The 14584-nt window shown below is 61.0% G+C and carries 13 protein-coding genes; 8 read left to right on the top strand and 5 right to left on the bottom strand.

The window, feature by feature from the left end; all coding sequences use genetic code 11:
- The first annotated feature begins 19 nt into the window (after positions 1-19).
- From ACPYOI_RS01945 to ACPYOI_RS01930, 4 genes are all read left to right on the top strand, one after another.
- Positions 20-1264: a BtaA family protein gene (locus ACPYOI_RS01945; protein WP_481414796.1), complete on the top strand. Its 1245-nt coding sequence runs from the start codon at positions 20-22 to the stop codon at positions 1262-1264.
- 50 nt (positions 1265-1314) lie between these two features.
- Positions 1315-1935, top strand: a complete 621-nt coding sequence (locus ACPYOI_RS01940; RefSeq protein ID WP_481414840.1) for a class I SAM-dependent methyltransferase — start codon at positions 1315-1317, stop codon at positions 1933-1935.
- A 126-nt stretch (positions 1936-2061) separates the two neighbouring features.
- Complete coding sequence (locus tag ACPYOI_RS01935; protein WP_168830664.1) at positions 2062-2859, top strand: glycoside hydrolase family 25 protein; 798 nt, start codon at positions 2062-2064, stop codon at positions 2857-2859.
- 82 nt (positions 2860-2941) lie between these two features.
- Positions 2942-4195 (top strand): lytic murein transglycosylase, encoded by a 1254-nt coding sequence (locus ACPYOI_RS01930; protein ID WP_481414797.1) that lies wholly within the window; start codon positions 2942-2944, stop codon positions 4193-4195.
- A 515-nt stretch (positions 4196-4710) separates the two neighbouring features.
- Here ACPYOI_RS01930 and metF read toward each other — a convergent pair.
- From metF to ACPYOI_RS01910, 4 genes are all read right to left on the bottom strand, one after another.
- Positions 4711-5610: a methylenetetrahydrofolate reductase [NAD(P)H] gene (gene metF, locus ACPYOI_RS01925; RefSeq protein ID WP_481414798.1), complete on the bottom strand. Its 900-nt coding sequence runs from the start codon at positions 5608-5610 to the stop codon at positions 4711-4713.
- 1 nt (position 5611) lies between these two features.
- Positions 5612-6628: an ArsR/SmtB family transcription factor gene (locus ACPYOI_RS01920; protein ID WP_481414799.1), complete on the bottom strand. Its 1017-nt coding sequence runs from the start codon at positions 6626-6628 to the stop codon at positions 5612-5614.
- Positions 6629-6791: 163 nt separating this feature from the next.
- A complete protein-coding gene (ettA, locus tag ACPYOI_RS01915) occupies positions 6792-8441 on the bottom strand; it encodes an energy-dependent translational throttle protein EttA (protein WP_481414800.1) in 1650 nt (549 codons plus the stop codon).
- Between the two features lie 112 nt (positions 8442-8553).
- Positions 8554-9294 (bottom strand): ribonuclease T2 family protein, encoded by a 741-nt coding sequence (locus tag ACPYOI_RS01910; protein WP_481414801.1) that lies wholly within the window; start codon positions 9292-9294, stop codon positions 8554-8556.
- Between the two features lie 150 nt (positions 9295-9444).
- Between ACPYOI_RS01910 and ACPYOI_RS01905 the strand changes: the two genes are divergently transcribed.
- The 4 genes from ACPYOI_RS01905 to ACPYOI_RS01890 are packed head-to-tail and all read left to right on the top strand — an operon-like array spanning position 9445 to position 14231.
- Positions 9445-10374 (top strand): alpha/beta fold hydrolase, encoded by a 930-nt coding sequence (locus tag ACPYOI_RS01905; protein WP_481414802.1) that lies wholly within the window; start codon positions 9445-9447, stop codon positions 10372-10374.
- A gap of 15 nt (positions 10375-10389) precedes the next feature.
- Positions 10390-11343 carry a DMT family transporter gene (locus ACPYOI_RS01900; protein ID WP_481414803.1) on the top strand — a complete coding sequence of 318 codons (954 nt, stop codon included), beginning with the start codon at positions 10390-10392 and terminating at the stop codon, positions 11341-11343.
- Between the two features lie 18 nt (positions 11344-11361).
- Positions 11362-12576 (top strand): succinate--glutarate CoA-transferase, encoded by a 1215-nt coding sequence (gene caiB / locus ACPYOI_RS01895; protein WP_481414804.1) that lies wholly within the window; start codon positions 11362-11364, stop codon positions 12574-12576.
- Positions 12573-14231: a thiamine pyrophosphate-binding protein gene (locus ACPYOI_RS01890; protein ID WP_481414805.1), complete on the top strand. Its 1659-nt coding sequence runs from the start codon at positions 12573-12575 to the stop codon at positions 14229-14231. The genes caiB and ACPYOI_RS01890 overlap by 4 nt, the downstream gene beginning before the upstream one ends.
- Positions 14232-14271: 40 nt before the next feature.
- On the opposite strand, the gene ACPYOI_RS01885 is transcribed toward ACPYOI_RS01890, so the two are convergent.
- On the bottom strand, positions 14272-14583 hold the full coding sequence (locus ACPYOI_RS01885) for a RidA family protein (protein WP_481422500.1): 312 nt from the start codon (positions 14581-14583) through the stop codon (positions 14272-14274).
- Between the last annotated feature and the right edge of the window lies 1 nt (position 14584).

The following is a 14584-nucleotide window of genomic DNA, read 5'->3' as shown; positions in this document are numbered from 1 at the left end:
AAAAGGGTGACAGACTCATATGACGGAATTTGCACCGGATACCGGCTTCCGCAAGAACCGGAAACTCAAGGACGCTCTTCTCCGCCACAAGGCATTTTCCAAGGACGGCTTTTCGGAACGGCTTTTCGGCCTGCTCTTTTCCGGCCTCGTCTATCCGCAGATCTGGGAAGATCCGGACCTCGACATGCAGGCCATGGAACTGCAGCCGCACCATCGCATCGTCACGATCGGCTCGGGCGGCTGCAACATGCTTGCCTATCTTTCCAAGGCACCCGCCTCCATCGACGTGGTCGATCTCAACCCGCATCACATCGCGCTGAACCGCCTGAAGCTTGCCGCCTTCCGGCATCTTCCGAGCCATGCCGATCTCGTCCGCTTCCTCGCCATGCCCAACGAGCGCTCGAACAGCCATGCGTTCGACCGCTTTCTCTCGCCTAGCCTCGACGAAGCGACGCGCTCTTATTGGAACGGCCGCAAGTTCGGTCGCCGCCGCATCACCGTCTTCGACCGCAACATCTATGAAACCGGCCTGCTCGGCCGCTTCATCGGCGCGGCCCATCTGCTCGCCCGCCTGCACGGCGTCGATCTCCGGCAAATGACGAAAACCGGTTCGATCCGCGAACAGCGGCAATTCTTCGACGAGCAGGTTGCGCCGCTCTTCGAAAAACCCGTCGTGCGCTGGATCACTGGACGTAAGAGCTCCCTTTTCGGGCTCGGTATCCCGCCGCAGCAATATGACGAACTTGCGAGCCTCGCCGCCGATCAGTCGATCGCGCCGGTGCTGAAGCATCGCCTCGAAAAGCTCGCCTGCCATTTCCCGATGCGCGAGAACTATTTCGCCTGGCAAGCCTTCGGCCGCCGTTACGCGGCTGCAGACGAAGGCCCGCTTCCGACTTACCTGAAGCCGGAGCACTACGAAGTGATCCGCGCCAACGTCGATCGCGTCAATGTCCACCATGCAAGCTTCACCGAGCTTCTCGCCGGCGAGCCGGCCGCCTCCCGCGACCGCTATGTCCTGCTCGACGCGCAGGACTGGATGACCGATCAGCAGTTGAACGATCTGTGGGCGGAGATCAGCCGCACAGCCCGCCCCGGCGCCCGCGTCATTTTCCGGACGGCTGCCGAAAAGAGCGTCATCGAAGGCCGCCTTTCTGCGGCGATCCGCGACCAGTGGGAATATTTCGAGGAGAAGTCCCGCGATATGACCGTGCTCGACCGCTCGGCGATCTATGGCGGCTTCCACATCTACGGGAAGAAGGCGTGACCGAGATCCGCACCATCGTGGAGAGCAAAGCAGAAAGACATGCCAATCTGATGGATGGCATGTATCGCTACCAGCGCCACGTGTATGATCTGACCCGCAAATACTACCTGCTCGGCCGCGACCGGACGATCCGTCATCTGGATGTTCCGGAAGGCGGTACGCTGCTGGAAGTCGGCTGCGGGACCGGCCGCAATCTGGCGCTCGCACATCGTCACTTTCCCCGCGCCAAGCTCTATGGCCTCGACATTTCGCAGGAAATGTTGATCTCGGCGCGCAAGACCTTCGCCACGAAAGCCACGATTCCTGACTTTCGGGTATCCGATGCCACGGCGTTCACGCCGCGAGAATTCGGGCTCGGCGGTTTCGACCGCATCCTGATTTCCTATGCGCTTTCGATGATTCCCGATTGGCAACGCGCGGTCGATGCCGCAATCGCCGCATTGAACCCGGGAGGACAGTTGCACATCGTCGATTTCGGCCAGCAGGAGGATTTGCCGCGCTGGTTCCGGACGATGCTGAAGGCATGGCTTGGAAAATTTCATGTCACGCCACGAGCCGATTTGCGCGAAGTTCTGGAAGCGCAAGCTCATGAAAATAAGGCGAGATTGTCGTTCGAGCAGATCGGCCGGGGCTACGCCTGGCGGGCGTCTATTGTCTCCGAGCGTTCATAATTAGCTTGAAACTAACCGATTTTTTACGTTGATATGCTGGAATGAGGGGGATTCCTCTACTGAAACTCGTCATTCGAAGGTCAGACTGTGGGGCAAGCAGATCACTCGGCTCACGACGGGACATCCATGCGCCGGCTTTTGTTATGCGTCCTGCCTTTGGCGTTGATGCTCGCCGGTTGTACGTCAGCGGGATATGATTATCTCGATACAGCATCCGTAAAGCCGCAGACCCGTTTCAAGGATTCCGACCCGCAGGATTTCGGGGCCAACCACCCGAACCGGAACGAAATCCACGGCATCGACATCTCCAAGTGGCAGGGCGATATCGACTGGCAGACCGTGAAGAATTCCGGCGTCGCGTTTGCCTTCATCAAGGCAACCGAAGGCAAGGATAGGTTCGACCCGCGCTTCAACGAATACTGGCAGCGTGCCCGCGCTGTCGGAATCCCGCATGCCCCCTATCACTTCTACTATTTCTGCTCGTCCGCCGACGAGCAGGCCGACTGGTTCATCCAGAACGTCCCGCGGGAATCGATGCGGCTGCCGCCGGTCCTGGACGTCGAGTGGAACGGCGAATCGCCGACCTGCCGTTTCCGGCCCGATCCCGCAACGGTTCGGGCTCAGATGCAGCGCTTCATGGACCGCCTGGAAGCCTATTACGGCAAGCGGCCGATCATCTATACGTCAGTCGATTTTCACCGCGACAATCTCGCGGGCTATTTTCAAGACTATCACTTCTGGGTGCGGTCCACCGCCAAGCATCCGGAAGTCACCTATGCCGGACGCCGCTGGGCTTTCTGGCAATACACTTCGACCGGCGTGATCCCCGGCATCAAGGGGCCTGCGGACATCAACGTGTTTGCCGGTTCTGCCAAGAACTGGACCAATTGGGTCGCAACCGTCTCCAAGGACCGAAATTCGTAGCAACGTCCGCTGATCTTTCTTGCTTCCGTCACATTCATCTGTGAAAGAGCGAGACATTTCTTTCGGATATAAGGACGACCCAATGCACCGCTCGCTCGCAAGCCGCTCTGCACTTGCTCTTTTGTTTGCAGTCACCTCAGCCGCCACAGCGTTTGCTCAGGAGCAGGCAATGGCTCCGGCGGCGTCCGCTGCCCCGTCCGCGGCGCCTCAGGCTCCTGCCGTGGCTTGTGGCGGTGATCTCTCCGAGTTTCTGGCTGGCGTGAAGGCAGATGCCGTTGCCGCCGGCGCCTCTGCCGAAGCAGCCGACAAGGCGCTCGCCGGCGCACAGATCGATCCGAAGGTCCTCAGCCGCGATCGTGCGCAGGGCGTCTTCAAGCAGACATTCCTTGAATTCTCGCAGCGTACCGTCAGCCAGGCCCGCCTCGATATCGGCCGCCAGAAGATCAAGCAGTTCGCCGATGTCTTCGCCAAGGCCGAGCAGGATTATGGCGTTCCGGCAGGCGTCATTACCGCTTTCTGGGCAATGGAAACGGACTTCGGCGCCGTGCAGGGCGATTTCAACACGCGCAACGCCCTTGTCACGCTGGCACATGACTGCCGCCGCCCCGAACTTTTCCGCCCGCAGCTGATCGCGCTGGTCGAAATGGTCCAGCACGGCGACCTCGACCCGGCGACCAATACCGGCGCATGGGCAGGCGAGATCGGCCAGGTGCAGATGCTACCGCGCGATATCGTCGCTTACGGCATGGATGGAGACGGCGACGGCCACGTACGCCTGAAGCAGAGCGGCCCGGACGCGATCCTGACCGCTGCGAAGTTCATCCAGCATCTGGGTTTCGAACGCGGCCAGCCGTGGCTGCAGGAAGTCACCCTGCCCGACGATCTTCCTTGGGAAAAGTCGGGTCTCGGAGGCAGCATGACGGCGGGCGAATGGTTCGCCCTCGACGTCAAGCCGCGCGACGGCAACACCAGCTTCGGCAATCTGGAGGGCGCCCTCGTTCTCCCGCAGGGCCGCCACGGGCCGGCCTTCATCGCCTATCCCAATTTCAAGATTTATCTCGAGTGGAACAAGTCCTTCATCTACACGACGTCGGCCGCCTACTTCGCCACCCGCTTTGAGGGCGCGCAGCCTTACCTCAAGGGGACCCCGGAACAAGGCCTGGCGAATGACCAGATGAAAGAGTTGCAGACCAAGCTGCAGTCCAAGGGCTATGACGTCGGCGAGATCGACGGCATCCTGGGCTCCGGCACGCGTGTGGCGATCCAGAAGGAGCAACAGCGTCTCGGAATGCCGGCCGACGGCTGGGCGACACTCGGGCTGCTGGACGCCCTCTAAGCAGCCCGCAATTTCGCGAAGCAGCCAATTTCGACCGCGTCCCGGCAAAGCCGGGGCGCGATTTCATTTTTTGCCGTAATGTCAATAGTTTCCGGCCATGCCTTGATGTTGCCGCTAGCGTTAACGGCCGGTCGCCAATTTTAACGCGCGGTTAAATTGCGTGAAAAAAATTTCATCGTGATTTAGCAGCTAATTCCAAATGGTTAGCTCATGGCTAGCCGCTTTATTCACAAGCTGCCGCTGCGTTGCAGCATGGAAATCGCTTCCCAGCCGACACAATTCAGACATATTATGCCGCCGTTAACGCGAGGAGGCAGACATGGGTATCACACGATCCTTGAATGTCCTGTTGGTTAGTGCAGCGTTCGCGTTCGTCTTGTCCATGCTCTTTATTTGAGACGTAGACGAACCCCATGACTGAAATACCAGGCTCCTAAGAGGCTAACAGTTCAACCAATTGAAAGCGCATGCCGGCCGCCCGGCATGCGCTTTCTTATTGGGTACGAGGTTAGCCCTCAGGCAGCCGCACCGGCCCTCTTCGCGCCTTCCCGCTCGAGGCCGAGGTTACCAAGCACAGCGGAGACAAGCGGCGAGCGGTTCATGGTATAAAGATGAAATTCGTGCAGGCCACGGCGAACGAGATCCTCGATCTGTTCGACGGCGACATCTGCCGCAACCTTCAGCCGTTCTTCCACCTTGTCGTCGAGACCGGCAAAGCGCTCATCGAGAACAGCCGGGATGACCGTGCCGCAAGCGCTGGCAAAACGCTTCAGTTGCGTCAGGTTCTGGATCGGCATAATACCCGGCACGATCGGGATCTTGATACCCGCGGCCCGCACCTTCTCCAGATAACGCTCGAAACTATCGTTGTCGAAGAAGAACTGCGTCAGCGCGCGATCGGCGCCATTGTCAGCCTTGCGCTTCAGCATGTCGATATCGGCCGCCACATCCTTGCTCTCCGGATGCTTTTCCGGATAGGCGGCAACCGAAATCTCGAAATCGCCCATCTCGCGAAGACCGGCGACAAGGGCGGCCGCGTTGGCGTAGCCGCCCGGATGCGGCTGATAGGGAGCTCCCGCCCCGCCCGGCGCATCGCCGCGCAGCGCCACGAAGTGCTTCACGCCGGCCTTGCGGAAATTGTCGATCACCTGATGCGTCTCGTCCTTCGTGGCACCGACGCATGTGAGGTGCGATGCCGTCGCAAGGGGCGTCTCGTTGAGGAACCGTGTGACCGCAGTCAGTGTCGGCGCCTTCGTCGTGCCGCCAGCACCATAGGTTACCGAGACGAAGTCCGGGTTCCAGTCCTGCAGCTCGGCCACGGCATTCCAGAGCTGACCTTCCATTTCCTCCGATTTCGGCGGGAAGAACTCGAAGGAAATGCCGATATTGCGGCGGTTACCGGTTTTCAAAGCCATTTTATATCTCTCCGGCCAATACTGTTTCTGCGCCCTCGGATGCAATGAGGCGCCTCGGATCGCGCGCAAGCCAGATGGTGACAGTAAGCCCCTTCTCGCCCTGCAGACCCGGATGAAGATCGACGGTCTGCTCCACGTCGAGCCCCGCCTTGTGCAACCAGTCGGACATGGCCTGGTGCGAGAAACCGAGGCGAACATGCGCGTGCTCGTCGCGAAGATACTCGAGCCCGTGCGGCGCGAGGTCGATGACCATCAGACGTCCGCCGGGCGCGAGCATTCGGGCTGCCTCGGCGATCGCGACTTCCGGCTGATCGAGGAAGTGCAAAACCTGATGGATGGTGACAAGATCGAAGTCCTGTCCCTCGAAGGGCAGGTTCAGAATGTCGGCATGCCGCACCGACGCCTTGGTGATCCGGGCCTTGTCGAGATTGGCGCGGGCAACGCTCAGCATGTCGCGGCTGGCATCGACCCCGATCGCGCGGCGATAGACCCCGGACAGCAGTTCCAGCATGCGGCCGGTCCCCGTGCCGAGATCGAGCAGCGAGTAGACAGGCTGATTGCCAAGCAATTTGATGACGGCGGCATCTACCTCCTCGTCGGCGGCATGCAGTCGGCGAAGCTCGTCCCACTCGGCGGCGTTACGGCTGAAATAGGCTTGCGCCCGCTCGGCCCGCTGACGCTTCACCGTAGCAAAGCGCTCGCCGTCGCGCAGAATGACCGGATCGTTCTCGGATGCATGCGCCAGGAGCACGCGCACCAGCGCCGCCGCCCTGCCGTCCTGCCTCAGCCGGAAATAGGCCCAGGCGCCCTCCTGATAGCGGTCGATCAGTTCCGCCTCGCCAAGCAGCTTGAGATGCCGCGAAATGCGGGGCTGCGACTGGCCGAGAATTTCGGTAAGATCGGTCACCGTCAGGTCGCCTCCGGCGAGAAGCGCCAGAAGGCGAAGACGAGTGGGTTCGCCGGCCGCCTTCAAGACGTCCACCAGCGCATCCAATCCCAGTCTGACAAACTCAGCCATAGTCGACCCAATCAACATATAAAGATATCTTTATGTGATTTGCGAAGGGCTGGCAAGCAAGAATCCGCTCTGTTCACGAAATTCGCTAATCCAAAAACGACCGGCTGAAACAGCAAAAGCCCCGGCGTCTGCCGGGGCTTTCGATGTAAAAGGGATAGAGAGATCAGCGCGTCAGGCGCTTGTAGGTCACCCGATGCGGGTTGATCGAGTCGACGCCGAGGCGGCGCATCTTGTCCTTTTCGTAATCCTCGAAGTTGCCCTCGAACCATTCCACATGGCTGTCGCCTTCGAAGGCGAGGATATGGGTCGCCAGGCGATCGAGGAACATACGGTCGTGGCTGATGATGACGGCGCAACCGGCGAAGTTTTCGAGCGCGTCTTCGAGAGCCGCCAGCGTTTCCGTATCGAGGTCGTTCGTGGGCTCGTCGAGCAGAAGCACGTTGCCGCCGGCCTTCAGCATCTTGGCGAGATGCACGCGGTTGCGCTGGCCACCCGACAAGTTGCCGACCTTCTGCTGCTGGTCGCCGCCCTTGAAATTGAAGGCGCCGCAATAGGCGCGCGAATTCATCTCGTACTTGCCGAGCTTGATGATGTCGTTGCCGCCGGAAATCTCTTCCCAGACGGTCTTGCCGCCGTCGAGCGAATCGCGGCTCTGGTCGACGTAGCCGAGATGCACGGTATCGCCAATGCGGACGTTGCCGGAATCTGGCGTTTCCTGGCCGGTGATCAATCGGAACAGCGTCGTCTTGCCGGCGCCGTTCGGGCCGATGACGCCAACAATGCCACCCGGCGGCAGCTTGAAGGTGAGGTCTTCGAAGAGGACGCGGTCGCCATAGGTCTTGGAAATGTTCTCCACCTCGATGACCACCTGCCCCAGGCGTTCGCCGATCGGGATGATGATCTGCGCGTCGCCGGGACGGCGATCCTCGGCCGCCGCGACAAGTTCGTCATAGGCGCGTATCCGCGCCTTCGACTTGGCCTGGCGCGCCTTCGGGCTGGCGGAAATCCATTCCTGTTCGCGGGAGATCGCCTTCTGGCGGGAGGCTTCTTCGCGGCCTTCCTGCGCCATGCGCTTCGCCTTCGCCTGGAGGTAGGCCGTATAGTTGCCTTCGTAGGGAATGCCGCGGCCGCGGTCGAGTTCGAGGATCCAGCCGGTGACATTGTCCAGGAAGTAGCGGTCGTGGGTGACCATCAGGATGGCGCCCGGATATTCGCGCAGGTGCTTTTCGAGCCAGGCGATCGTCTCGGCGTCGAGATGGTTGGTCGGTTCGTCGAGCAGCAGCAAGTCCGGCTGGGCAAGCAGCAGGCGGCAGAGAGCCACGCGGCGCTTTTCACCGCCCGAAAGATTGTCGACCGGCGCATCGCCTGGCGGGCAGCGCAGCGCGTCCATGGCCATTTCGACTTGGCTCTCGAGGTCCCAGAGGTTCTGGCTGTCGATGACATCCTGCAGCTTGGCGCCCTCTTCGGCCGTCTCGTCGGAATAGTTCATCATCAGCTCGTTGTAGCGATCGAGGATCGCCTTCTTGTCGGCGACACCTTCCATCACATTGCCCATCACGTCCTTGGACGGATCGAGCTGCGGCTCCTGCGCCAGATAGCCGAGCGTTGCGCCTTCGGCGATCCAAGCCTCGCCCGTCCATTCCTTGTCGAGGCCCGCCATTATCTTGAGCACGGTGGACTTACCGGCGCCGTTCGGGCCGAGGATGCCGATCTTTGCATCGGGGTAGAAAGAAAGGTGGATGTTTTCCAGCACCTTCTTGTTGCCATAGGCCTTGTTGAGGCCGGCCATGTGATAGATGAACTGACGTGCCATTATGCGCTGCTCCGGGCGGAAACTTGAAAACCGTGGCCGCTATGTAGGCGAAAGCCGGCGCCCGGGCAACGCCGAAACCGGCTTCTCTCGGCATTAACGGCAGTCTTTTCCGTCAGAACCCCGCGGCGTCAACGACGCCTTGATCGCACCCAAAGGAGGTGTGGCCGGCACTTTGAATGAGTTTTGCAAGACCCGCGCCGGCTTTCTCCGCCGAACCCGCATCCTCCGACAAGCCGATCGTCAGTTCGCTGATCACGCGCACGCCGCCCGCGCGGCGGCAGCTCATCTTGGCGCGCTCACCCGCTCCCGCACCAAAGCTCTTGTCGAACGCCGCCTTGATCTGATCCGCCTTGAGCGTCTTGCCGACATTTTCGGCAAAAAGCTCGCGCACAGCCGAACCGTTCAGATCACCGATCAGGCGGGTCGCGACGCCGAAGTAGTCGTCGGCGCTCATCTTCGCGCAGGTACCGTGCTTCGTCCATTCGTGGCGCTCGAGGCGCGACTGCGTTCCGGGCATCACCTTCGCGAGTGTTGCAGTATTCTCAGGCGTCAGCTTGACCTCGGGCAGCTTTTGCCAATCACCGTCCTTGTCTGCCGCCTGCACGTCCTTCGAGACGCCACAATAGTTCTGCCGTAGCGGCCAGAGACCATGCAGCGAGAAATTCGTCGCGTCGAAGCGCTCCTTCGTCTGGCTGCTGCATTCCGGCTTCTGCTGATTTGTCTGGCAGAATGCCGGCTGCCAGCTTGCGGCCAGAATGAAGCGTGTCCTCCCCTGTTCCTCCTGAGCCAGCGCCGCACCGGCAACGACCAACGACACGAGATACGCTGCAAAACACAGAAAAACCCTGCTCATCACGCTCTCCAACAAAGAACATTACAGGAACAACTAAGCATGAAGCCAAACTGTCTGCAACCCTGAATCGCAAGGAAATGCACCGTAAAATCGATGGGCCATGTTGCATTTGCCGGGCGATCTGCTCTGTTGCCGCCAGGAGCATAGAAAATGTATTTGCAGACACAATGGCTTGAGGCGCCTGAAACGGCGCTCGCATTTCATCATGAGCCAGCCAATGGCCAGCCGCGCGGCATTCTGCTGATTTTGCACGGCCTGGCCGAGCATTCCAAGCGTTACGCAGGCTTTGCAGCCGCAATGGCCGCGCGCGGCTATCACGTCTACGCCCATGATCACCGCGGCCATGGCGCAACGGCGGCAAGCGGCGCTCCGATCGGCCAGTTCGCGCGGCGTGACGGTGCAGACCGCGTCACCGCCGACGTCGCAGCAATGCGCGATCATGCGGCCTCGCGGCATCCGGGCCTGCCGGTCATCGTTTTCGGCCACTCCATGGGCGGGCTTGTCGCGCTGAACACGGCAATAACCCATCCCGAAAAATTCAACGCGGTTGCCGTGTGGAATTCGAATTTCGCGGTTGGTCTTGCAGGCCGCGCCGCCCAAGCCATCCTGCTTGCCGAAAAAGCCCTGAAAGGCTCGGACGTTCCAAGCGGGTTTTTACCACGACTTACTTTCGAGACCTGGGGCAAATCCATCCCCGGCCAGCGGACGGCATTCGACTGGCTTTCTCGCGACCCTAACGAGGTCGACAAATACATCGCCGATCCGCTTTGCGGCTTCGATGCCTCCGTTTCGCTCTGGCTCGACATCTTCGCCCTCACCTTCCGCGCGCCGCAGGAGCAGCATCTGGACAAGCTGCCCAAAGACCTGCCGATCCACCTCGTCGGCGGCGGCGAGGATCCGGCGACCGAGCGCGGAAAAGCAGTGATCTGGCTGGCGGACCGATTGAAGCGCCACGGCTTCTCCCGTATTAGCACTCAGATATATCAGGACATGCGGCACGAAACCTTGAATGAGATCGGTGCCGAAGCTGCAATTTCCGCCTTTGCCGATTGGTGCGATAAAGCAACCGCAAGGTCCTGACGAAAGGACCTTGGAATGAGCAGCGCCGCGACGACCACAAATGTCTCCTCCGAAGTAACAATGGGCCTGCTGCTCATGTTCCTTTCGGTGCTCGTGTCGCCGATCATCGATATCTTTGCGAAACTGGCGATCGTGACAATTCCGTCCGCGGAAATCACCTTGGCTCGCTTCGTCGTTCAAGCACTTTGCATGCTTCCGGTCGTACTTTTGCGGCGGAGCTGGGCGGCCTTTACATGGCGGCAAAGCGGCTACCATGCGATCCGCGGAGCGATCATCACCATTTCCATGGTGAGCTTCGTGGCAACGCTGAAATACATGTCGGTTGCCGATGCGATCGCGATCTTCTTCGTCGAACCGATCATCCTGACGATCCTTTCCAGCATCTTCCTGAAGGAGACCATCGGCTGGCGGCGATATACGGCCTGCGGCGTCGGTTTCCTGGGAGCGATGCTGATCATCCAGCCGAGCTTCCAGGAAGTCGGGTTCGTGGCGCTCCTGCCGGTGGTCAGCGCGCTCTGCATCGCCATTTTCGCGCTGATGACCCGCGTGCTGTCGCACCGGGAAGACCCTTGGGCGATGCAGTTTCAGACGGGTCTCTGGGGCATGTTGTTCTGCGCCATCCTGCTCTTCATCGGCCAGGGCACCGGCTCGGACGTCTTCGATCCGGTTGTGCCTTCGGCAATTGCCCTTTTCTACCTTGCAGGTGTCGGCGTGATGGCCGCCATCGCCGGCATACTCGGCGTCTACGCCTATCGCTCCGCACCAGCCTCGACGCTCGCGCCTCTGCAGTACTTCGAGATCGTTTCGGCAACGATCTTCGCCTGGCTGGTCTTCGGCGATTTCCCGGATGCCATCAAATGGCTCGGCATTTTGGTCATCATCGCTTCAGGCCTCTACATTCTCTTGCGCGAGCGGCGCTATGCATCCAGGCCGGTATCCGATACATCTGAATCCACACGGGCGCCGTGAGCCGTTCTCGGGAGGAACATGACGGGCAGTAACAAGAAGCCACCGCTATCAGGCATCAGGGTCATCGAACTCGCCCGCGTCCTGGCCGGTCCCTGGGCAGGCCAGATGCTCGCCGATCTCGGCGCGGACGTCATCAAGGTCGAAAATCCGGAAGGCGGCGACGATACCCGCCAATGGGGCCCGCCCTTCGTCGAGGGGGCGGACGGCGAAAACCTCTCGGCCGCCTACTACCATTCCGCAAACCGCAACAAGCGTTCGATCACCGCTGACCTCAGGACCGAGGAAGGCCAGTCGCTAGTGCGCCGGCTGGTCGCCACCGCCGATGTGCTGATCGAGAATTTCAAGCTCGGCGGGCTGGTGAAATACGGGCTGGATTACGAGAGCCTGCGCAAGGTCAATCCGAAACTCGTCTATTGCTCGATCACCGGCTTCGGCCAGACAGGTCCCTACGCCAATCTCGCGGGCTATGATTACATTGTCCAGGGCATGTCCGGCTTCATGTCGATCACCGGCGAGCCGGATCGCCAGCCGATGAAGGCGGGTGTTGCCACTGCCGACATCTTCACAGGCATATATGCGGTCTCGGCGATCGAGGCGGCCCTCATCCACGCCCTGAAAACCGGAGAGGGCCAACTCGTCGACATGGCGCTGCTCGACGTACAGTCCGCGGTGCTCGCCAACCAGAACATGAATTACCTGATTTCCGGCCGGGCACCGGCCCGGCTCGGCAACGCGCACCCGAATATCTCGCCCTATGAGGTCGTGCCGGCTGCAGACGGCTACCTCATCCTCGCTGTCGGCAATGACGGCCAGTTTCGGCGCCTCTGCACCATTTTGGGTATCGAAGGCGTCGCCGGCGACGAGCGCTTTTCAACCAACAAGGCGCGCGTCGCAAACCGCGACGAGGTACGCCGTCTGGTTTCGACGGAGACGTTGACGTGGCAGAAGGCCGACCTGCTGAAAGCCTGCGAAGCAAATGCGGTGCCTGCCGGCGCAATCAACACGATCGAGGAAATGTTCGCCGATCCGCAAATCAAGGCGCGCGAACTACGTGTGGATCTCCCAGACGCGGCCGGAACTGTGATCCCTGGCGTTAGGACGCCTATCGTGCTTTCCGAAACGCCCTTGCGTTACGAAAGGCCGAGCCCCCGGCTCGGCGAGCATCAGGAAGAAGTTCTGGCGGAGCTCGAGGAATTGGAGCGCGCACAGAGGGAGAGGAAACCCGCATCATGAAGAAGACCGGCGGCGAGTTGATTGTCGAAGCGCTAAAGGCGAACGGCGTGTCACGGCTTTCCTGTGTCCCCGGCGAAAGCTTCCTCGCCGTGCTGGATGCCCTTTACGACAGCGAAATCGAAGTGATCGTCTGCCGCCAGGAAGGTGGGGCCGCCATGATGGCCGATTGCTGGGGCAGACTGACCGGCGAACCCGGCATCTGCATGGTCACCCGCGGCCCCGGCGCCGCCAACGCCACGGCGGGCCTGCATATCGCGCGGCAGGACTCGGTTCCGATGATCCTCTTCATCGGCCAGGTCCAACGCGATGCCCGCGAACGCGAGGCTTTCCAGGAGGTCGAATTTCGCCGCGCGCTCACCGAATATGCCAAATGGGTCGGCGAGATCGATGACGCCGCACGCATCCCGGAATTCGTCACCCGTGCCTTTGCCATGGCCACCTCCGGCCGCCCGGGCCCCGTGGTTCTGACGCTCCCTGAAGATATGCTGCGTGATGAGGTGGAGGCGCCGCGTGCCAGGCCTTATGCGCGTGTCGCAGCTCATCCCGGCCGCCGCCAGGTCGACGATTTCTACATGCGGCTGCTTCGGGCCGAGCGTCCGATGGTCATTCTCGGCGGAACACGCTGGGATGCGGATGCGGTGGCCGACTTTCAGGACTTCGCCGCGCGGTTCAAGCTGCCGGTCGGCTGCTCCTTCCGCCGCCAGATGCTCTTCGATCACCTGCATCCGGGCTATGCCGGTGACGTCGGCATCGGCATCAATCCGGCGCTTGCCAAAGAGATCAAGGAAAGCGACCTGCTGGTTTTGCTCGGTGGCCGCATGTCGGAAATGCCATCATCGGGCTATACGCTGATCGACATCCCCTACCCGGCACAATCGCTGGTCCACATCCATCCCGATCCCTCCGAACTCGGCCGCGTCTATCGCCCGGACCTTGCGATCTCAGCCTCGCCGCAAGACTTCGTCGCCGCACTTGCCGATCTCGAAGCGCCCGCCGAGCCGCGCTGGTCGGAGCGGACGGAACGCATGCACGAGGCCTATCTTTCCTGGTCGAAGCCGCCGCAAACCGGCCCGGGTACCGTGCACATGGGGCCGATCATGGAATGGATCGAGGGCAACACGAAAGCGGATGCGATCTTCACCAACGGCGCAGGAAACTACGCCACCTGGCTGCACCGCTTCCATCGCTTCCGGCAGTTCAATACGCAAGCCGCGCCGACATCAGGCTCGATGGGCTACGGATTGCCGGCTGCCGTTGCCGCCAAGCAGCGCTTTCCCGAGCGCGAGGTCATCTGCTTTGCGGGCGACGGCTGCTTTCTGATGCATGGTCAGGAATTCGCGACCGCCGTCCGGTACAAGCTGCCGATCATCGCCATCGTCATCAACAACGGCATCTACGGCACCATCCGCATGCATCAGGAGCGCGAGTATCCGGGCCGTGTGAGCGGCACCGATCTGACCAATCCGGATTTCGCAGCCCTTGCCCGCGCTTATGGCGGCCACGGCGAGACGGTGGAGACGACGGAGGATTTCGCGCCAGCCTTCGAGCGTGCTCGCGCCAGCGGCAAACCGGCGATCATCGAGGTCAAGCTCGATCCGGAAGCCATCACGCCGACGCGCACGCTGTCGGAGATTGCCCAAACAAAAAGCCGGTGAGCGAACTCACCGGCTTTGGTGTTGGCATATGCTGTGAAGCTTAGTCGATCGCAGCAGTTACGGTGAACTCGACCTTGTACTTCGGAGCTGCAAGCTTGGCTTCGCTCGTCGCGCGGGCCGGCGTGTTCTTCGGGTCGACCCAGGCTTCCCAGGCAGCGTTCATTTCGGCGAAGTAGGACATGTCCGAGAGGTAGATCAGCGTCTGCAGGATCTTCGACTTGTTGGAACCTGCAGCAGCGAGTAGACGGTCGACCTCGGCGAGCGCCGACTTGCACTGTTCGGCAACGCTCTCGCCTTCGCCGACCTGACCGGCGAGATAGACGGTGTTGCCGTGGATGACTGCGCCGCTCATG

This window comes from Rhizobium sp. SVR5-2C (genome assembly GCF_056755115.1).
The sequence above is the reverse complement of the archived record's forward strand: the minus strand, read 5'-3'. Positions and strand labels throughout refer to the sequence as shown.